A 19,593-nucleotide genomic window follows, 5' to 3' on the forward strand; every position below is an offset into this window, starting at 1 on the left:
TTCCAGCTTATTCCGGTTTTTGCTGGCGCAGTGTCAGCGTCGCGTTGACTGTGTCTTGCTGGCCCTGTGGTTCGATCACTGCATCGACGACTGCAATGCGGGCGTTGCGCTGCATTTCCGCCAGCCAGTCAACCGTGCCTGCGAAGGATACGCCGTTCAGCTGCAGCTTGGCCAGTTCGCCGGTCACCGTCAGGTTTTGCGGTTTCAGGCCCTTGCCTGTCAGCGAAGCCTCAAGGCTTTCACGTGTCATCGGTGGCGGCGGCGGCGTATTGGCGTTTGTCGCGCCGCCGGCCGCAGCCGCTTCCCGCGACAAGGCCTGCACTTCGGCCGCTTGCTGGCGCAATGCCGGCAGCGTTTTCTCCAGAGTGCTGCGACCACTGAGCGCCGGATCGATCAATAGCAGGTATAGCAAGCCAAGGACAATCACGACCGCCGCCGCCGTCAGCATATTGCGTTCACGCTTGTTGCGTGCGCTCCAGAAATCGGTGAAAGATTGCTTCAGACCCGAGGTGCGGGCATTTGTGGTGGCGTTCATTTGCCGCTCCTGATTTGCCATACGCCGGCATTGGGCTGGGTTGCGGAAAGATTGCGGGACGCCAGAGCGCTGGTCAATTGATCCGCAGGGATTTTCGCGTCCGGTTTAAGCTTTACCGTCAGGCTGCGATCCCGGTATTCCAGTCCGGCAATGGCGTCGGGGCTCTGCCCGATATTCGTCCATGCCTCGCCAAACTGCGCCGCCAAAGCGACGAAATCATCCGGTGCGAGCTGCCCGGACTGCCGCTGGCCAGCCGCAAGCTTTTGGCGCACTTGCGCAAGCGGATCGATGACCACCGTGTCTTTTGGAAACGCCGATTTGTAGGTCTGTACCATGCTGTTACGCAAGAATTCGGCCTCGCGCTTCATGCGCACCCAATCAACGTTCAGGCCAATAATATTTACCGCAAGCAAAGCGATGGCCAACGCCATCGGCCAGCGCCAGCGAGACCAGTCAAATTTAGGACCGGTTGACGCGCCCAGCCCCGTCATCAGATCGACCTGTACTTTATCGGCAGCACCAATCCAGCGTGGCCAGTTATCTGCGTGCAAAGTAATGCGCTCATTGAGCGTCGGCGCGATATTCAGCGATTCCTGGTAATCGCGTACCCGGGCTTGCGGCACATACAGGGTGACCGCACCGTTCGGCACCATCATTGCCAGCGACTGCATCACTTCGAATGCAGCGGACTCGGGCTGGTCGGCAACAATAGACAAACCAATGCCCTCGTGCTCCGACAGTCGCACTGCAACGTCAATATCCGCGCCATGTTCCGCTACTGCAGCGCTAGCCATGTCGCGCTGATAGGGCAGGCACAGTTGGGCAGGCAAGGCGACTATCCGGCGCGCCCCCATGGTGACAAAGGTCCGCGCCAGCAGTTCAAGCCAGGTACGCTGCACCACGGCGACAGTCCGTGTGTCGCTGCGAGTGTTGTCGGCAACAACGACGCACTCCTCCGGGTCGCTCATCAATTGATCTTCAACCAGGTTAGGCAATGCGGCCTTGAGTCTTGCGGGTGATAGCGGCGGCACTTTGACGCGCAACAGCGTGACGTCTCCGGGCGCAAGCAGCAACACGACGCGCTGTGCCTTGCGTACCAGTTCCGTCATGTCGGGCAAGGCGGTCATGCCTTCGCGCTCCAGCGCTCCGCCATTAGTGGCCATTGCGTACTCGCAGTACAGCGGCATACCGGGCTGCAGGCTTTCTGCAAAGACGTGCGAAGGTAGACGAATATACAGTGTGCTCAAGATAGGTTTTTCTTTCTTATTAGAATTCGCGTATCCAGATGACTTGCGCAGTTTGGCCGGTGCGCTTTACTAAGGTTTGCATCTCCATGCCGGCGCGATTAAGGCGTACTTTGCCATAAACCAGAAAATATTCACTGTTAAATCGAATTTTGGTATTCAACGCATTCTGATCTTTTGATAAAGGTGCGAGACGCGGGTCGTTAAGAGAAGTAATAGGGCGCCCTTTGCGTGAAGCAACAATGGTGTTGGCATCTGAAAGATTTACTCCGTCAAACATTGCCGCAATTACCTCGGCTGGTGCAGTATTGATGTTGATTGCCATACCGGTCGCTTCTACTGGAAGCACAATGACAAACTTTCGCAGTTTCTCCAGTATTTCAGGCGTGTAACCGGGAACGAATAACAGATCATCGACTTGCCTGAACTCCATGAACTGTTGTGACGAGCCAGGAATGGACACTGTAGACGTTCCGCCTGTTCCTGTTCCTGTTCCTGTTCCTGTTCCTGTTCCTGTACCTGTACCTGTGCCTGTGCCTGCACTGACAGCGGGTTTCGATGCAGCTGCAATCGTAGTGGCAGCTGGCAGCGCCAATCCCGGATCGATTTGCAATGAGGTCAGCAAACGGCTGAATGCTGCTACCTGCCCCTGATTGGGCTGGTTACCATTGACCAGTTTGATGAGATTAAACCTGGCATACGCGTCTTCAATGCCGCCTGACAGCACCGCGTCCGGCACATCCGTATCAGCCCGTCCATTTTCCACATAATCGTCCAGTCGCGTCTCCGCCAACGGTACCGCCCAAGGATCATCCAAACTGTCAACGTTCAAGCTCGTGTCGGCCGTCAGGATCACACGCGCATAATCGATTGCTCCCCGCAGAATCCACTGCTTCTGCAATTGCAGTCGCTGGTTTTCTATCGAGCGCACCTGCACCTGCTGCTGCCAGAACAGGCTCGCAACAATCGTGATGGCCAGGGTGGTCAACAGCAGCGCCGTAATCACCGCGACCCCGCGCTGCCGCCTGAGTGACCGGGTCCTCATACGGAACTCCCCAGCAGGAATACTTTTACCAGGCCGGCAGAGCGCTCACGCAACTGCAGCGTGACCTCAAGTCCGACCGGCTGGTTCGCCGTCGCGGCCTGCGCCAACTGTGCTCGCACAGCCTCAGGCAAAGATGCATTCGGTTGCGCACTTCCCGCGATGGTGCTGGCGTTTTCTTCCGCCTGCCGCCATCCGCCAGCGGGAATGTAGACACGTATCGGCATGGCGGCCACATCGGTCGTTAGTCTCACGATGGGTGCAGTATCGGTATCGGCCAGGATTGCACGCCATGCCGCATCGAGCTCCACCAGGCTACGTGTCGGAATCGATTCCTTGCGAATCAGCACGCCATCGCGAATACGATAGGCAATGACTTGCACGCGCGACGGCTGATTTTCAGCAAATACACTGCGCACGATCGTAATGCGGCCCGCCTGCGATGAGAGTACGGAACGGTTTCCAATATTTTTGGGGTCCGCGATACTGCCAAGGTCGCTCTGCATCTGCGCAAACGCCAGCTGCATGCCGCGCGTTTGATCCAGGTCCGCATTGAGCGCCTGGCGTGCACGCACGATGCTGTCGAGCCCGCGCCAGCCGAGCACGGCGACGATGGCCAGCACCGTGATGGCAACCAGCAGTTCGATCAATGTGAACCCGTTCCGCTTTGTCATTTTGTTCTTCTCGGATCAGGAACAATCTGCGCCAGCTTGATCAGGCGACGCTGGTTGTTATCCGTTTCGAGGACGCTGACTTCGACACGGCGGAAAAATGGATTGGGCGTGGCCAGCACTTCCTCTTCGCACAACAGCTTGAGGTCGCCCTGCGTGCAATCGAAACTGCGCTTGCCGAAGGCGGGATATTCGCGCGTCAGCCTGATTGTCGATAGACGGTTTTCCGCCGACCAGGTCGCCATCATCGAGGCGCGCAGGCCTGAACTGTTTTGCGTGAGGCTGCCGACGGCGCGCAAGCTTGCGCCCAGCGCAGTGCCGACGATGACCAGAGCGACCAGCACTTCGAGCAGGGTAAAGCCATGAGAGGAACGAAGGGAGCGAGAGGCGCGCATCTCATTCCACCGTAAAGTGCCCGACACCGTCGGCGCGTACGGCAACGCTCACTTCGCCCATCGCCAGTGTCAGCACGAAAGGTTTATCGACAGGTTCGCGTCCGAACACAATGCGCAGCGGCATTGCATTGGCTTCAATAGCGGGCGCGATGGACAACGCGATCGGGGCACGCGCGAATTCGCGCTCATGCAGCAAATCGTCCTGCGGAATCAGTTGCCATTGTTTTTCATCGCGGATCAGGAAACGATAACGGCTGTTGTCCGCCTCGAAGGCGATAGGCCGATTGCGCACGATCGCCTCGTCGCGCGCGAGCTGCAACAACAAAGCGATGCGTTGCGCTTCGTTTTGCAATACCTGGCGCTCGCCGGGCATTGCATTGAAGGCCACCATGCCCAGCAGGAGGCCGGCGATGACCAGCACCACCAGCAATTCCAGCAGGGTGAAACCGCGTGCGTTATTACGTGACGCGCGCGGCATGATGGTTTTCATTGAGGCTGAAATCCGTTGAATCAAAGGTCCCAGGAACCGACATCGGCATCATTGCCGCTCCCTCCCGGCTGGCCGTCAGCGCCGTAGGAAAATACGTCGACCTCGCCCTTCACGCCTGGGGACAGGTACTGATAAGGATTGCCCCATGGGTCCTTGGGGAGTTTGTCGATATAACCGCCGGATTTCCAGCCATTGGCGGCCGGCCCGCTACTGGGCTTGGTGATCAGGGATTGCAAACCTTGTTCGGTCGAGGGGTAACGCTGGTTGTCCAGCTTGTACAGCTTGAGTGCCGACATCAGCGTCGCGATATCCTGCCTTGCTGCCGTAATACGCGCATCATCCGCCCGTCCCATCAGTTTAGGGACAACCAGTGCGGCGAGAATGCCCATGATGACAACCACTACCATGATTTCAATCAGGGTAAAGCCACGGCTTGCGGCACGCGACAGGGCGCGCCGGGGAGCAAAGGAGAGTTTTTTTTGCATAGAGTTAATGTATATGATTGACAAACGAATCACTAGTATAAGGCCGAAGTATGCCATTGCCCGTTGACTGCCTTATTACTCTAAAGCAAGCTGCAGTCGTTTCGGTCCACGGGTTGGAATCGGCAAGACTACACCGGTAGCCTCATGGATGCATGGCACCATCGGCGTTCTGCGTTAGTCAGGGCTTTTGTAATTATGTAATGCCCATCGCCCTGGCGCATGCAGAGCATTGACCTTCGGCTCACATACTAATGAATGGAAGGCGGCACATTGCCTGTGCAGCGACTTCTCTGACTTGAGATATCTCAAATAGTTTGCCGCCAAAGCCGATTGATACAAAAAAACTTGCGGCCCGGACTGTTGATCAGGGAACCACCCCGCTTCAGCCGATAGCAAGCTTATATCAAGCTCAGCTAACGCTTATGACAGTTGCCGATGAAGGAATAACCGGGAGAAGTCGGCGCCGGAGTCCTCGTATAGAAAGCATTATTAAGTCCCATTGTTAAGTTCCATTGTCCAATGGGGCCCGCTGTCAATGCATAACATTGCTGTGATAGGCGCGTCACCCCGAGGCATGCGTGATTACTGAAAGCAGTTTGTTATTTCGCTGGAGCGGATACAACCTTACCTTTGCCTCCACACTTAATATTAATGAGCATCAACAAAGGAACAAACGCGATGCTGATGCAGTCTCGATAACATCAAGAACCATCCGCACGAGGAGAGCGCCCATGTCCCTGTACCATCCCGCATCCGGCGAGCTGATCGATATTCGTCCGCTCGGCGACAAGCTGACCGACTCTGCATCAATTGCACTGGTGCGAACGGAAGACTTCGAAGTGATGCGTCTGGTGCTGCCAAAGGGCAAATCGATTCCTGAGCACATGGTTGAAGGCGAGTTGACGCTGCAGTGCCTGGAGGGAATCGTGGAACTGCAGGCGCAAGGCAAAAAGCAGCAGCTTCGGCCAGGACAGCTGATTTACCTGCAGGGAAAAACGCCTTATGCGATCAATGCGGTCGACAATGCGTCGGTTCTGATGACAATGCTGCGCAAAGGTGATGACAGCAAGGGCGATGGCGGCATGTAAGCTTGCCGCCGTCTATGGTGATGGTATTGAAAGTTAAAGCGCTTCGCCGCGCGGATCGCGCGACAACAGGCGGTGCACCATGTCACGCGGTGAATCGCCATCGAACAGGACTGCGGCTACGGCATTGCTGATCGGCATGTCCACGCCATGATCGGCAGCCAGCGCGCGCACCGCCTGCGCGCAGCGCACCCCTTCCGCCACATGGCCGAGTTCGGTCACGATGGTGTCGAGATCCTTGCCTTCTGCGAGTCCCAGCCCCACCCTGCGGTTACGCGACAGGTCGCCGGTGCAGGTCAGGATCAGGTCGCCGACACCGGCAAGTCCCATGAAAGTTTCGGCACGTCCGCCCAGCGCCATGCCGAGTCGAGTGATCTCCGCCAGACCTCGCGTAATCAGCGCGGCGCGTGCATTCAATCCGAGGCCGAGGCCGTCAACCACGCCTGTCGCGATGGCCAGAATATTCTTGACCGCGCCACCGACTTCCACCCCGACAAGATCGTCCGTCGAATACACACGAATTGAACGACCATGCACGGCATTGACCACAGTGTCGCGCAATGCAGGCGTGTGTGACGCGATGGTCAGCGCGCATGGCATTCCATGTGCCACTTCCTGCGCAAAGGATGGACCGGATAGCGCGCCATGCGGAATGCCTTGACCGAGTACTTCATGTACGACCTGATGCGGCAGCAAGCGCGAGCTTTCCTCAAAACCCTTGCACAGCCAGACGATATTGGGTATGGGATGGGCCTGCAGGCGTTGCGCCAATGGCCGCAGTCCCGCCACCGCAGAAGCGACGATCAGCAGGCTCTCGACACTCCCTGCACTGCCCGTGACATGGGTGACCGCCTGCTCGAAATCATCTGCGATACGCAAGGTGTCCGGCAAAGGAAAGCCCGGCAGGTAAAGCGTATTCTCACGTTTGGCGGCCGCATCCTGCATCGCTTGCTGGTCTCGTCCCCAGAGTACGACGTCATGATGATCGGCAAGCGCGATGGCGAGCGCCGTGCCCCAGGCGCCTGCGCCGAATATGCTGATGTTCATGTTGTTCTTGTTGTGTGTGCTGCGATGGCGGAAATGGGAACGATAAACACTGACATTGCAGTTGACGACGCGATTGACACTCCGATTGACAATACGCCGCAAGCGGACGTCACTCTCCCCATACTTCGCTAGCTTTCACAAAACCGCTCGGCCCATCGCGGTGCCGGACCTTCAGCCACCCGGCCGGCGCAACTTCGACCAGTTCAAGCAATACCCCTTTATCGGCGCTGAAGCTGACTGCGGCATTATCGGCAGCGGCTTCGCGTACGCGCGCTCCAGCCGCACGGACCACGACATTGCGACGCGCGACGAGCATTTTGGATTCAACCCAGTTCAGGTCTCCTGCCGCGTCGCGCACCTTGACCCATTCGCCATAGGTCAAAACCACTTCGACCGGCATGCCGCGCGGTGCGATGAAGACCTTGCGTCCCTTCAGCGAAGGTGCGTCATACAGCACGGCGGGGGCCGGACCAATGGACTTGTATTCGATGGCATGGGCGACGGCGGTTGCGCACATCAGCGCAGCGGACAACAGGAATAGTCGCGCGGATTTCATGATTCACTCCCTGTTTTATACGCAGGCCATGGCCTGTGCGGCGGCTTGCGCCGCACAGGCCTGACCGGTGCTTGGATGCTATGGATACTTTTAGTGCTTGGCTGCTGTACCGTCGGGCATCACCAGGCCGGCGCCGCCAGCTTCCTGTTGCTGCTGTTCCGCAAGCGCCTGCAGGCGCTGCTGGTAAAAGGCTTCGAAATTGATTTCGGCCAAGTGCACCGGCGGGAAGCCTGCACGGGTCACCATATCAGCGATATTGGCACGAAGATACGGATAAATAATGTTCGGGCAGCCGATGCCGAGCAGCGGATCGAGTTGCTCCGCCGGAATGTTGGCGGCTTCAAAGATACCGGCCTGCTTGCCCTCGACGAGGAAAGCAACCCTGTCCTTGATCTTGGCTGTCACGGTGATGGTGACGGTCGACTCGTAGATCGTTTCGGCCAGCGCTTCAGCGCCAACGTCGACCGCAACTTCAATATTCGGGGATTCCTGCTCCAGGAAGATTGCCGGCGAATTCGGCTGTTCCAGCGACAGGTCCTTCAGGTAGATGCGCTGGATCTGGAAGATGGGCTGTTGGTTTTGGTCGGACATGAGCTGCTTTCTTTGAGCTTTCGTTGAGGATAGGAAGGAAAAAGGACGGCATGACTGCCGTCCTTTTTACTCGGATGCTGCGGATAATGCCGTATCAGGCAGCGGCAAGCAACTGGTCCAGCTTACCTGCATGATCGAGCGCACTGAGATCGTCGAAACCACCGACGTGGGTATCTCCGATGTAGATCTGCGGCACCGTGCGGCGACCGGTTTTCTGCATCATCTCGGCACGTTGTTCTGGTTGCAGGTCAACCCGGATTTTCTCGATGTTATCGACACCTTTGGCTTTCAGCAGGCGTTCTGCCATCACGCAATACGGGCAAACTCCAGTGCTGTACATTAAGACGCGTGCGGTCATATTGTTACTCCGTTACGTCGCGACAGGCGGTCGCGCTAATGTTGATTATGTTGGGGTTATTTTACAATCGGCAAGCCCTGTGCCTGCCAGCCAGTGATGCCGCCATCAAGGCTCACCGCCTCGTTGAAACCGGCTTTCTTGAGCTGCGCGGCGGCCTTGGATGACTGCACGCCGGTCTGGCAGACTGCGATCACTGTTTTGTTCTTGGCTTTGTCGAGTTCGCCTATCCGGTTCGACAGTTCCTTCAACGGGATGTTCTTGGCGTCGCGCAAATGGCCTGCGGCAAATGCCGATGGTTCACGGACGTCGATGATCACGGCTTTACCCTGGTTGATCAACTGAATCGCTTGCAAGGTCGTCACTTTGCTGCCGCGACGTTGCAGATTTGGCCATAATAATGCACCGCCGGAAATAAGGGCAATGCCGATCAGCCAGATGTTATCAATCAGAAATTTCACGCTACTCCTGTGGTTTCAATGGTTTTAAGCAATCCCAACATTATAAAATAGAAGCCGATCTAGTATTTCAATTCGCTTCGGTCCACCGAATTCATCCATTCCTTCACTTCTTTCCTTTAATCAATATGTACAAAATCGTTTTGATGCGCCATGGCGAATCTACCTGGAACCTGGAAAACCGTTTCACCGGCTGGACCGACGTCGACCTGACAGAAAAAGGCATCAATGAAGCCCGTGAAGCGGGTCGCATCTTGCGCGAAGCCGGTTTTACTTTTGATCTTGCTTACACTTCGGTGCTCAAGCGCGCCATCCGCACGCTGTGGCTGACCCTGGATGAAATGGACTTGATGTGGTTGCCGGTCAAGCACGACTGGCGCCTGAACGAGCGCCATTATGGCGCGCTGCAAGGCCTGAACAAGGCGGAAACCGCCGCCAAATACGGTGACGAGCAGGTACTGGTATGGCGCCGCAGCTATGACACGCCGCCCAATCCGCTGGAACCTAACGATCCCCGCACCTCGTACAACGATCCGCGCTACGCCGGCCTCTCCAAGGGACAGATCCCGCTGACCGAATGCCTGAAGGACACCGTTGCCCGTGTCATGCCGGCATGGGACGAGTCGATCGCACCGGCAATTCGCGCCGGCAAGAACATCATCATTTCGGCCCACGGCAATAGCCTGCGCGCACTGATCAAGAGCCTGGACGGCATCAGCGACGCTGACATCGTCGGCCTCAACATTCCCAATGGCCAGCCGCTGGTCTATGAACTGGACGCCGATCTCAAGCCGATCAAGAGCTATTATCTGGGCGACCAGGCTGCAATCGAAGCCGCGATGAAGGCTGTCGCCAGCCAGGGCAAGTCCAAGTAAACGTAAATTACCGCCGCATCGTACCGTCCATCCAGCATCAGATAGGAATCTCCTTGTTCAAGCAGCATCGTAAGTCCCTGCGGAGCATCCTCCCTGTTCTTGGCATGGCGGTCATGCTGGCGTCGGCGTCGGCACATGCCCAAAAGCTCAGCGAGCGCGCGAAACAAAAGCAGGCTGCCGAAGCCGAACGCGCCGAGCTTCAGCAGAAGCTGAACGCACTGAAACGCGACATTACCCAGACCGAAGCAGCCAAAAGCCATGCCGCCGATGCATTGGCGCAGGCGGAAACCGCCATTTCGGACGCTAACCGCGCGCTGCGCGAGCTGGCCAGCGACCAGCGCGCGACCCAGACCAGACTGACCCAGCTGAACCATGAGCAGGAGCGCCTCGCCAAAACCATCGACGCCCAGCAGAAACGCCTGTCATTACTCCTGCGCGACCAGTATGTTGCGGGCAAGGAAGACCGTATCAAGCTGCTGCTGTCCGGCGACAATCCCAACCGGATCAACCGCGAATTGCAGTACATGGGCTATGTATCGCAAGCGCAAGCCAAACTGATCGACTCCCTGCGGGCCAACATGGCAGCGATCGAGAGCAACAAGATCGCTACGCAGGAAGCCAAGGACGAACTGGATGACATCGCCAGGGAGCAGCGCGAACAGAAAGCCCAGCTGGAAAAGGAAAAGGCCCGCCGTGGCGCGCTGCTGGCGCAACTTTCCGGCAAGCTTGCCGGCCAGCGCAAGGAAGCCGGCAACATCGAGCGTGACGAGCAGCGGCTTGGTGGTCTGGTGGACAAATTGGCAAAGTTGATCGAGGAACAACGAAAGGCGGATGCTGCCGCGCTGGAAAAGCGCCGGCGCGAGCAACGGGAGCAAAATGAGCGGCAGGAGCAGCTAGCCCGGGCAAAGGCAAAAAAGGAAGCTGAAAGCAAAGCGAAAGTGATTTCCGGCAAGACGCCGAAATCCAATCCTGATGCAATTGACAACGATGAACCGCCGTCGAAATTGGTGGCGCGAAATGAACTCGTGCCGGAACCCGCCGTCCAAGCCGTTGGCGCCGGGCGTGCTTTCAGCAGCCTGCGCGGGCAATTGCGTCTGCCGGTAAAAGGAGACCTTATTGCAAGATTCGGTGGCAGCCGCAGTGACGGACCAAGCTGGAAAGGTTTGTTCATCCGCGCCATCGAAGGCGCCGAAGTCAGGGCAGTCGCCGGCGGACAAGTCGTGTTCGCCGATTGGTTGCGCGGATTCGGCAATCTGATCATCATTGACCATGGCGGCCAATACATGACAGTCTACGGAAATAACCAGGCCATCCTGAAAAGGGCCGGCGACATGGTCAAAACCGGGGACACCATCGCCAGCGCGGGCAATAGCGGCGGCAACGAACAATCGGGTTTATACTTTGAAATGCGGCATCAAGGCCGTGCCATCGACCCATCCGGGTGGATTACTTTTAGGTGACACATGAGCAGCAAACTGAAGAACTTCGGCCTTATTGGTTTAGGCGTAGTGGCAGGCATCGCCGGCTCGATGCAATTCGAGGCCAGCGCGCAGAAAAGCAGCTCGCCCCTGCCGCTGGAGGAATTACGCCAGTTATCCGAGGTATTCGGTCTGATCAAGACTGATTACGTCGAACCCGTCGAAGACAAGAAACTGCTGACCGAGGCGATCTCGGGCATGGTGGCGTCACTGGATCCGCACTCGGCGTACCTGGACAAGAAAGCCTTCAAGGAATTGCGCGAAGGCACCCAGGGCAAGTTCGTCGGTCTCGGCATCGAGGTCGGCATGGAAGACGGCTACGTCAAGGTCATTTCCCCGATCGAAGACTCCCCCGCATTCAAGGCGGGCCTGAAAGCCGGCGACCTGATCACCCGTCTCGATTCGACCCCGGTCAAAGGCCTGACGCTCGATGAAGCGGTCAAGCGCATGCGCGGCGAACCCAATACCAAGATCACGCTGACCATTGCCCGCAAGGACGAGGACAAGCCGCTCATCATCAGCATCGTGCGCCAGGAAATCCGCGTGCAGAGCGTGAAATCCAAGGTGATCGAACCGGGCTACGCCTGGCTGCGCGTCTCGCAGTTCCAGGAGCCAACTGTCGATGACATGGCCAAGAAGATTTCCGCAATCTATGCACAGGAACCCAATCTGAAAGGCCTGGTGCTGGACTTGCGCAACGATCCGGGCGGCGTGCTGCCGGGCGCGATCGGCGTATCGGCGGCCTTCCTGCCAAAGGATGTGCCGGTGGTCTCGACCAACGGCCAGCTGCCGGATTCCAAGCAGACCTATTACGCACGTCGCGACGCCTATACCTCGTCGCGCATCTCGACCAGCGATCCGCTGGCCAAGCTGCCCGAGGCGATCAAGAAGGTGCCGATGGTGGTGCTGGTAAACACCGGTTCCGCGTCGGCGTCGGAGATCGTCGCCGGTGCGCTGCAAGACTACAAGCGCGCCACCATCATGGGCACGCAAACCTTCGGCAAGGGCTCGGTGCAGACCATTCGCCAGCTGTCCGCGGATACCGCGATCAAGCTGACCACCGCACGCTATTACACGCCGAACGGCCGCTCGATCCAGGCCAAGGGTATCGTACCTGACCTGCTGGTGGATGAAACCGCGGAAGGCGACGGCCTCAACGGCCTGCGTCTGCGCGAGGCGGACCTCACCAAGCACTTGCTGAACGACAAGGACAAGGATGAAGCCGCCCGCAAGGTCGATGAACTTGAAGAAGAGCAACGCCTGGCCGCGCTCGAAAAGAAGCGCAAGCCGACGGAATTTGGCGGCAAGGACGACTTCCAGCTGGCACAGGCGCTGAATCACCTGAAAGGCCTGCCGGTTCAGCTGTCGAAGGCACCGAAGGTCGAAAGCAAGAAAGAAAACACCATTAACGATGAGAAGAAACCTGGTAACGGCAATGGCAATGGCAACGGTGACAAGAAGTAAGCCGTTGGCAAAGTAAGTTGATGGACAAAGGGCCGCAGCGATGCGGCCCTTTGTTTTTGTTTGCGTGATGTGGATAGGCGATACTGCGCATGGCAAGGTGGCTTGCATCGGAAGTTGTCGATAATGCTAAGCTGTAAGCCAAGCTGATGTGCGATGCCCGAAGCACGACGCCTGCCGGCTCCTTCCCCCTTTTAGGAGGAAGGTTGGGATGGGGGTAAGCTGGTCGAGCCAACGCAGTTAATAACTCGAGCGTACTACCCCCACCCTAGCCCTCCCCCTGCAAGGGGAGGGGACCTGACGGTGCGTTAACATCAACCAACACCACTAACACCGACCAGCGCCAGAACAACATTACAAATCCAACAAAACGACATATCGCCTCCATGAACGACAACCAGCTCCTGCGCTATTCGCGCCATATCCTCCTCGATGAAATCGGCATAGAAGGCCAGGAAAACCTGTTGGCGGGCCATGCGCTGATCATCGGTGCGGGTGGCCTCGGTTCTCCTGCTGCCCTCTACCTCGCCTCGGCCGGCATGGGCAGCATCACGCTGGTCGACAACGACACCGTCGATCTGACCAACCTGCAGCGGCAGATCCTGCACACGACAGCGCGTGTAGGCCTGCCCAAGGTCGAATCAGGCCGGCAGGCGCTGGCGCAGATCAATCCCGAGGTGAAGGTAGTTCCCCTTTCCGAACGCGCCGATGAAGAGCGTCTCGCGGAACTGGTGTCGCACGCCAGCGTGGTGCTCGACTGTTGCGATAACTTCACGACACGCCACGCTGTCAATCGCGCCTGCGTACAGCATAAGGTGCCCCTGGTGTCTGGCGCCGCGATACGCTTCGATGGCCAGATTTCGGTATTCGATTCACGCCATGGCGACACGCCTTGTTATGCCTGCCTGTTCCCGCCGGAGCAGCAATATGAAGAGGTCTTGTGTTCGACCATGGGTGTATTCGCGCCGCTGGTCGGCATCATCGGCACCATGCAGGCGGCCGAAGCACTGAAGCTCGTCGCGGGAATCGGGGAATCGCTGGCGGGACGCTTGCTGCTGCTCGATGCGCGCAGCATGGAGTGGACCAGCATACGCATTACTCGCAATCCATCCTGTCCGGTGTGCGGAAAGTCAGCGCATGCGGCGGAAGTGACGCACACCGCTCGCACAGCGCATCACCATTCGTAAAAACTGATTCGAAAACTGATACGTCAAACAGTCGTTGAAAGATCGTGCTCAGTCGGCCACCGTCATTGCCGGTAGCGGACACTCGCTGAGTGCAGGGTCCATACGCCGCTCTGGAAAAGTCATGACGGCGTGCCGCACGCGGCCAGCATCCTTCACACTATCTGGCTTGCACATGGCGGGCTCATCCATCGCATTGGTCACGGCACGATAGTTTTGGTAAACATGGAAATGCCGGAGCTCAGCCTGAATGAGCTGTTGACCCGCAGCGGTGGCATCGTTCGTGACCTCCACCTCCTTGTCGCCATCGGCAGCGCGTTGTGATACCGGATTCGGATTCGGCACCGACCGCAGTTGCCGCGCATGGCGCGGATCGCCCACGACGTCCGCACAGCCAACGAGTGGAACCGCAAGCATTGCCATCGACAGCACGTCCGCAAGCCGCCAAGAATTTCGCTTCAACATGTGTTTCTCCCTTGACGTGATTATTTTGCTTTTCGGATGTTGCCTCTTTGGCTTCTATCAATTGCCATACAGGATTGGACAAAGTGCTTGTCCGGTCTCAATGCGATACGTGATGCGTCTGAGGTGCGTGAGGTGGCGTGTCGTACGATTCCAACAGCCACGGCAGCAAGTGAATGCGGGTGCTACAATCGACCGACCGTTCTATTTCCCCTGCGCATCTCACCCATCCCCATGTCTTCAGCCGACCTTGCCAAACTGGTATTCCTTTCTGCAATCTGGGGCGGTTCATTCATCTTCCTGCGCATCGCTGTTCCGGAAACCGGCCCGCTACTGACGGCAGCATTGCGCACGGGACTGGCCGGACTGGCATTGATGGCATTTGCGCTGATGACCGGTGTGCAGATGAACTGGCGCAGCAATGCCAAACCGTTTGCAATCGTTGGTTTGTTTGCCGGCGTGATTCCGTTCACTTGCTTTTCATTCGCGGCGCTGTACATTCCTGCCGCCCACTCGGCGGTGCTGAACGCCACGGCGCCATTGTTTGGCGCGATATTTTCGGTGATCTGGCTATCGGAACGACTGACGATACGCAAGCTGACGGGCCTGGTACTCGGTGTCGTTGGCGTCGGCATTCTGGTTGGGGTGGGCACGGTAGCGATGACGCCGTCGACCTTGCTGGCCATTGCGGCCTGTCTCGTTTCCGCCGCTTCCTATGCGCTATCGAGCATCATCGTGCAAAAGACCGGTCGCCCCGGCGGCATTCATCCAATTGCCATGGCGACTGGCTCACTCGCATTGGGCGGCCTGATGATGGTGCCCGCACTGCCTTTCACCTTGCCGCCCGCGATGCCATCGGTCACGGCGCTCGCCTGCATCGCAGCGATGTCGCTGCTCTCCTCCGGACTGGCCCAGGCGCTTTTCATTCCGCTCATCGTGAAGGTCGGACCAACGCGTGCAATGTCCGTGTCCTTCCTGATTCCCTTGTTCAGCATGCTGTGGGCCTTTATTTTCCTGCATGAGTCGGTTGGCATGTCGACCCTTGTCGGTGGCGTCATTGTGCTGGTGGCAATGGGACTGGTACTGACTTCATCGCGCTCCCCTGTTCATACACAGGAAGCCTAGATGGAGCACACCAGCCTCGCGTATCGCCGCCCTTTGCTGACCGCGCTCGGCATCTCGCTGGGCGCTGCGATTTCGCTTGGCCTGTCGCGCTTTTCGTATGCGCTGCTGTTGCCACCGATGCGGGATGATCTGTCCTGGTCTTACCTGCTTGCCGGGTCCATGAATACGGCGAATGCCTTCGGTTATTTTGTCGGTGCGCTAATTACCCCTGCATTGATGCGGCGCTTCGGTGCACAGCGTGCGCTGATGGCCGGTGCTGTCCTGACCGCGCTATTCATGCTGCTGTCCGGCGTGGTGACGGAAGCGACGATGCTGCTGACGCAGCGTGTGCTCGCCGGAATCGCCAGCGCGTTCATTTTCATTTCTGGCGGCGTACTGGCCGCACGCCTGGGCGCAATGCATGCGGAGCGCGCCGGATTTCTGATTGGACTGTATTACGGCGGCACCGGCTTCGGTATCGCGAGTGCGGCATTGCTGGTTCCTGCCAGCATCGATGCGGCAAGCGCGCATGGCGCGGCACACGCATGGCAATGGGCGTGGTTTGCGCTCGGTGGCCTCTGCCTGCTGATGACGCTTGCGATGACCGGACCGGCGTACAGCATTGACGGGACGACGGCAACGCCCGGCGGTCGCGGACATTTCAAGGTGCGGGCCTTCGGATTCGGGCTGGCTGGCTATTTCATGTTTGGCGTCGGCTATATCGGCTACATGACGTTCGTGATTGCCTTGCTCAAGGAACAGGGCATGCAGCAATCGGTCATTACAGTCTTTTATGCCGCACTGGGCATTGCGGTGCTGGCTTCCTCGCGCATCTGGGCAGGCATGCTGGATCGTTTCAAGGGCGGGCAGTCACTGGCCATTCTGAATGCCTTGCTGGCGCTTGCAACTCTGCTGCCAGTCCTTTCTTCGGCACCGGTGGCGGTGTTCGCATCCGGCCTTCTGTTCGGCGCGGTGTTCCTGTCCGTCGTCGCATCAACGACGGCGCTGGTGCGACACAATCTCGCGCCGCATGCATGGTCGGCCGGCATCAGCGGCTTTACAACGGTATTCGCTTTCGGCCAGATCGTCGGACCCACGATTGTCGGCTGGATTTCCGATGCGGCAGGCGGCTTGCAGCGCGGCCTGGTATTCTCCGCAGCGGCCTTGCTGCTCGGCGCGGTGCTGGCGTCGCGCCAGCGCGCCTTGCCTGCCGATTCTACCGAACTTGCAGGCCAGGCCTGAGGCGGAAGTTCATAAAATCTGCCCGACTACGATGTCCGATTTCGGCCAGCCTGTCGTCCGGCCTTGTCCTATGCTGGACACTTAATGAATCCGGGAGTCGTCATGCGTAGCGCCGATATTTTTCGCCTGCTGATCCTTGCCGCCATCTGGGGCGCATCCTTCCTGTTCCTGCGTATTGTTGCGCCGGTCCTCGGTGCATTGTGGACAGCGGAAGTCCGTGTCGCACTGGCAGGATGTGCGATGCTCTTGTTCATGGCGATCAGCAAGCGCGCCATGGATTTCAAGTCCAACTGGAAACAGTATGTGTTGATCGGCACGCTCAATTCTGCATTGCCGTTTGCTTTGTTTTCCTATGCCGCGCTGACGCTACCGGCCGGTTACTCTGCGATCCTGAATGCCACCAGCCCGCTGTGGGGTGCACTGGTCGGTGCCGCGATCCTGGGTGAACGGCTCTCGGCACGGAAACTGGTCGGCTTGCTGATCGGGGTAAGCGGCGTGGCCTTTCTGGTGCGACTCGGTCCGGTGGCGTTTACACCGCAAGTGCTGATGGCTGCACTGGCCTGCGTCGGTGCAGCGTTATGCTATGGTCTGGCCGGCGCTTACTCCAAGAAGACATCGAGCGACATTGCGCCGCCATTGATGGCGACCGGGTCGCAAGTCGGCGCCGCGCTGGTGCTGTTGCCCTTCCTGCCACTGTCCCCCGTTAAAGCCGAAGTCACGCCTTTCATCCTGCTGATCGCAGCCATGCTTGCGCTGCTGTGCAGTGCGGTGGCCTACCTGATTTACTTTCGACTGATCGCCGATCTCGGTCCGACCAAGGCTTTGACCGTGACCTTCCTGATTCCGCTATTCGCCTTGCTATGGGGTGCGCTTTTCCTGCACGAAGCGATCACCGTCAACATGTTGATCGGTTGTGCGATGGTAGTCGTAGCGACCTGGCTGGTCGTGTTTCAGCCCCCTCCTGCCGCCACGTCAGTCCCGGACCACGTCCACCGTTAAGACGCCGCGCAATGCGTTGCAGACGACGACTTCTTCCGCGCCATGCAATTGGTCGATCGTGATGATGCGCTCCGCTGCATTCCATGTTGGGTCGGACAGCAACACGCTGCGCATGACACCGGGTAGCAGACCGGATTGCAAAGGCGGAGTAAGCCAGCGGCCATCCATGCGCACAAACACATTGCTGCGCCCGCCTTCGGTCAGTTCGCCTTTCTCATTGAAGAATAGCATGTCGAACGCACCCTTGGTTTCGGCATGCTGCCACGCAGCGTCATAACGTGCGCGCACTGTCGTCTTGTGACGCAGGAACAGGTCCTGTGAGCAGGTGGGTTCCGGCGACAGCAACACACGCACACGTGACGGCAAACTGGCGAGCACGGCACTCTGTACGCTACACCGTCCGCTGCGACCGAGCGCAAGCCGCATGCGGCAAACCTTGGCCGGCACCAAGGTGCTGCACGCCTGCAGTACGGCGGACCGGATCGCATCTTCATCGAAGATAAAACCAAAATAGTCAGCGGACTTTCGCAAGCGTTGCAGGTGCAGCGCAAGATGGCGGCAGCCATCCGCATGCGTCGCGCGCATGGTCTCGAACACCTCGAATTCGTTGCCAAGCCCTGTCAGAAAACCGGCTTTCAGGTGGCATTCGGCAAACTCTTCTTCTGCACGGCTGTCATGCACGATACCGGCGCCGACGCCCATCTCACCGTTGCGTATGCCGGCCGCTGTTTCAGGACCAAGCACCAGTGTGCGTATCGGTACCGACAGGCAGAAATCACCGACGCGCTGATCGCCCGCAGGGGCATCGAACCAGCCAATAGCACCGGTGTAATATCCGCGCGCATCGTCCTCCAGTTCGCGAATGATTTGCATGGTGCGACGCTTGGGGGCGCCGGTGATGGACCCGCAAGGATAGAGTGCCTTGAATATCTCTGGCAGCCTCACATCATCGCGCAGGTTCGCCTGCACCGTCGAGGTCATCTGCAGCACGCTGCTGTAACGATCGACGCTGAACAGCTTCGGCACATGTACGCTGCCGAATTCTGCAATGCGCCCGAGGTCATTGCGTAGCAGGTCGACGATCATCAGGTTTTCGGCGCGGTTTTTAGGGTCTCTGGCCAGGGCGGTGGAACGCTGGTCGTCGATCGCGTCGTCACCGCTTGCCGCGGCGGTGCCCTTCATGGGACGCGCGGTCAGTGTGCCCTTATCATGACGGACAAAGAGTTCGGGCGACAGCGACAGGATCGTTTTACCATCGGGCATGGCGATGAGTGCGCCATACGGGACCGGCTGTCTTTCCCGCAATCGCCGATACAACGAAATCGGTGCACCGAAGGTATCGAAGCGCAGACGGTAGGTATAGTTGATCTGATAGGTATCGCCGGCTTCAATGTAGGCGTGGATCGCGGCAATATCCTTTGCGAAGCGATGCTCTCCGACACTCGCATGCAGGCCGGCGATGCCTGTCGGCGCCACATGATCGTCATGCTGTTCGAGCCATTCGCTTACTTCGGCGCTGGAAAGTAAAGCGCACTGCCCGAACAAAAAAATATGTGAAGGCAGACCCGCATCCTTGTGCGATTCAATGCCCTGCAGGCTGGCACCCAATTCATAGGAAAAGACACCTACAGCGTGCAAGCCTTGCCCAAGCGCGCTTTCCATCTGCACCAATATTTCCGGCAAGGTGGCCGCATCGTCACACGACAGGGTGCGTACCAGGTCGGTGTAAAGGCGGGAACGCGGATGACGTTCGTCGGCATTGCAGTCATCAAGCAGCGCAAAGCATGCCGGATCATTACGAGGGGACACCACGGCAGGTTCAGTCAATTACAGG

At 58.2% G+C, this 19,593-nt stretch carries 22 protein-coding genes; 8 read left to right on the forward strand and 14 right to left on the reverse strand.

The genetic code is table 11. The annotated features are described in order from the left end of the window. Positions 1 to 7: 7 nt before the first annotated feature. From gspM to gspG, 7 genes are read right to left on the reverse strand one after another with little or no spacing between them, the layout of a single operon-like run. The gene (gspM, locus tag ACFQUU_RS14875; protein ID WP_382248412.1) at positions 8 to 535 is read right to left on the reverse strand and encodes a type II secretion system protein GspM; all 528 of its coding nucleotides are present in this window, start codon (positions 533 to 535) and stop codon (positions 8 to 10) included. Next, a complete protein-coding gene (gene gspL, locus ACFQUU_RS14880; RefSeq protein WP_382248414.1) occupies positions 532 to 1,782 on the reverse strand; it encodes a type II secretion system protein GspL in 1,251 nt (416 codons plus the stop codon). The genes gspM and gspL overlap by 4 nt, the downstream gene beginning before the upstream one ends. Before the next feature lie 19 nt (positions 1,783 to 1,801). Next, positions 1,802 to 2,824: a type II secretion system minor pseudopilin GspK gene (gene gspK, locus ACFQUU_RS14885; RefSeq protein ID WP_382248416.1), complete on the reverse strand. Its 1,023-nt coding sequence runs from the start codon at positions 2,822 to 2,824 to the stop codon at positions 1,802 to 1,804. Further along, the gene (locus tag ACFQUU_RS14890; protein ID WP_382248418.1) at positions 2,821 to 3,495 is read right to left on the reverse strand and encodes a prepilin-type N-terminal cleavage/methylation domain-containing protein; all 675 of its coding nucleotides are present in this window, start codon (positions 3,493 to 3,495) and stop codon (positions 2,821 to 2,823) included. The genes gspK and ACFQUU_RS14890 overlap by 4 nt, the downstream gene beginning before the upstream one ends. Then, on the reverse strand, positions 3,492 to 3,887 hold the full coding sequence (gene gspI / locus ACFQUU_RS14895) for a type II secretion system minor pseudopilin GspI (RefSeq protein ID WP_382248420.1): 396 nt from the start codon (positions 3,885 to 3,887) through the stop codon (positions 3,492 to 3,494). The genes ACFQUU_RS14890 and gspI overlap by 4 nt, the downstream gene beginning before the upstream one ends. 1 nt (position 3,888) lies before the next feature. Then, positions 3,889 to 4,377 (reverse strand): GspH/FimT family pseudopilin, encoded by a 489-nt coding sequence (locus tag ACFQUU_RS14900; protein ID WP_382248422.1) that lies wholly within the window; start codon positions 4,375 to 4,377, stop codon positions 3,889 to 3,891. Between the two features lie 20 nt (positions 4,378 to 4,397). Next, positions 4,398 to 4,862 carry a type II secretion system major pseudopilin GspG gene (gspG, locus tag ACFQUU_RS14905; RefSeq protein WP_057290909.1) on the reverse strand — a complete coding sequence of 155 codons (465 nt, stop codon included), beginning with the start codon at positions 4,860 to 4,862 and terminating at the stop codon, positions 4,398 to 4,400. A gap of 731 nt (positions 4,863 to 5,593) precedes the next feature. Here gspG and ACFQUU_RS14910 point away from each other — a divergent pair. After that, positions 5,594 to 5,950, forward strand: coding sequence for a cupin domain-containing protein (locus tag ACFQUU_RS14910; RefSeq protein ID WP_382248425.1), 357 nt, complete (start codon positions 5,594 to 5,596; stop codon positions 5,948 to 5,950). A 33-nt stretch (positions 5,951 to 5,983) separates the two neighbouring features. Here the strand turns inward: ACFQUU_RS14910 and ACFQUU_RS14915 are convergent, their stop codons facing one another. The 5 genes from ACFQUU_RS14915 to ACFQUU_RS14935 all read right to left on the reverse strand — a co-directional run bounded on the left by ACFQUU_RS14915 (position 5,984) and on the right by ACFQUU_RS14935 (position 8,957). Next, the gene (locus ACFQUU_RS14915; RefSeq protein ID WP_382248427.1) at positions 5,984 to 6,994 is read right to left on the reverse strand and encodes an NAD(P)H-dependent glycerol-3-phosphate dehydrogenase; all 1,011 of its coding nucleotides are present in this window, start codon (positions 6,992 to 6,994) and stop codon (positions 5,984 to 5,986) included. Between the two features lie 109 nt (positions 6,995 to 7,103). Next, positions 7,104 to 7,550: an SH3 domain-containing protein gene (locus tag ACFQUU_RS14920; RefSeq protein ID WP_382248429.1), complete on the reverse strand. Its 447-nt coding sequence runs from the start codon at positions 7,548 to 7,550 to the stop codon at positions 7,104 to 7,106. A 90-nt stretch (positions 7,551 to 7,640) separates the two neighbouring features. Then, entirely contained in the window at positions 7,641 to 8,141 is a 501-nt protein-coding gene (gene secB, locus ACFQUU_RS14925) for a protein-export chaperone SecB (protein ID WP_382248431.1), read from the reverse strand. Between the two features lie 94 nt (positions 8,142 to 8,235). Then, positions 8,236 to 8,499, reverse strand: coding sequence for a glutaredoxin 3 (gene grxC / locus ACFQUU_RS14930; RefSeq protein ID WP_057290862.1), 264 nt, complete (start codon positions 8,497 to 8,499; stop codon positions 8,236 to 8,238). Between the two features lie 56 nt (positions 8,500 to 8,555). Beyond that, a complete protein-coding gene (locus ACFQUU_RS14935; RefSeq protein ID WP_382248434.1) occupies positions 8,556 to 8,957 on the reverse strand; it encodes a rhodanese-like domain-containing protein in 402 nt (133 codons plus the stop codon). A 125-nt stretch (positions 8,958 to 9,082) separates the two neighbouring features. Between ACFQUU_RS14935 and gpmA the strand changes: the two genes are divergently transcribed. The 4 genes from gpmA (at position 9,083) to ACFQUU_RS14955 (ending at position 13,955) form a co-directional block, all read left to right on the forward strand. Beyond that, positions 9,083 to 9,829: a 2,3-diphosphoglycerate-dependent phosphoglycerate mutase gene (gpmA, locus tag ACFQUU_RS14940; RefSeq protein ID WP_382248436.1), complete on the forward strand. Its 747-nt coding sequence runs from the start codon at positions 9,083 to 9,085 to the stop codon at positions 9,827 to 9,829. Positions 9,830 to 9,933: 104 nt separating this feature from the next. Continuing rightward, a complete protein-coding gene (locus ACFQUU_RS14945; protein ID WP_382248537.1) occupies positions 9,934 to 11,289 on the forward strand; it encodes a murein hydrolase activator EnvC family protein in 1,356 nt (451 codons plus the stop codon). A gap of 3 nt (positions 11,290 to 11,292) precedes the next feature. Beyond that, positions 11,293 to 12,771, forward strand: a complete 1,479-nt coding sequence (locus tag ACFQUU_RS14950; protein WP_382248438.1) for a S41 family peptidase — start codon at positions 11,293 to 11,295, stop codon at positions 12,769 to 12,771. Between the two features lie 383 nt (positions 12,772 to 13,154). Beyond that, the gene (locus ACFQUU_RS14955; protein ID WP_382248440.1) at positions 13,155 to 13,955 is read left to right on the forward strand and encodes a HesA/MoeB/ThiF family protein; all 801 of its coding nucleotides are present in this window, start codon (positions 13,155 to 13,157) and stop codon (positions 13,953 to 13,955) included. 48 nt (positions 13,956 to 14,003) lie between these two features. Here ACFQUU_RS14955 and ACFQUU_RS14960 read toward each other — a convergent pair whose 3' ends face one another. Then, positions 14,004 to 14,417: a hypothetical protein gene (locus ACFQUU_RS14960; protein ID WP_382248442.1), complete on the reverse strand. Its 414-nt coding sequence runs from the start codon at positions 14,415 to 14,417 to the stop codon at positions 14,004 to 14,006. Between the two features lie 231 nt (positions 14,418 to 14,648). Here ACFQUU_RS14960 and ACFQUU_RS14965 point away from each other — a divergent pair, with 231 nt between their 5' ends. From ACFQUU_RS14965 to ACFQUU_RS14975, 3 genes are all read left to right on the forward strand, one after another. Beyond that, positions 14,649 to 15,539: a DMT family transporter gene (locus ACFQUU_RS14965; RefSeq protein ID WP_382248444.1), complete on the forward strand. Its 891-nt coding sequence runs from the start codon at positions 14,649 to 14,651 to the stop codon at positions 15,537 to 15,539. After that, a complete protein-coding gene (locus tag ACFQUU_RS14970) occupies positions 15,540 to 16,760 on the forward strand; it encodes a YbfB/YjiJ family MFS transporter (RefSeq protein ID WP_382248446.1) in 1,221 nt (406 codons plus the stop codon). It abuts the gene before it with no gap. Positions 16,761 to 16,844: 84 nt separating this feature from the next. Then, on the forward strand, positions 16,845 to 17,759 hold the full coding sequence (locus ACFQUU_RS14975; RefSeq protein ID WP_382248448.1) for a DMT family transporter: 915 nt from the start codon (positions 16,845 to 16,847) through the stop codon (positions 17,757 to 17,759). Here ACFQUU_RS14975 and ACFQUU_RS14980 read toward each other — a convergent pair. Further along, positions 17,733 to 19,586, reverse strand: coding sequence for a chorismate-binding protein (locus tag ACFQUU_RS14980; RefSeq protein ID WP_382248450.1), 1,854 nt, complete (start codon positions 19,584 to 19,586; stop codon positions 17,733 to 17,735). The two genes, ACFQUU_RS14975 and ACFQUU_RS14980, sit on opposite strands and share 27 nt — an antisense overlap. Positions 19,587 to 19,593 lie beyond the last annotated feature (7 nt).

The sequence above is a fragment of the Herbaspirillum sp. GCM10030257 genome, from assembly GCF_042666555.1.
Taxonomy (GTDB): Bacteria; Pseudomonadota; Gammaproteobacteria; order Burkholderiales; family Burkholderiaceae_D; genus Noviherbaspirillum.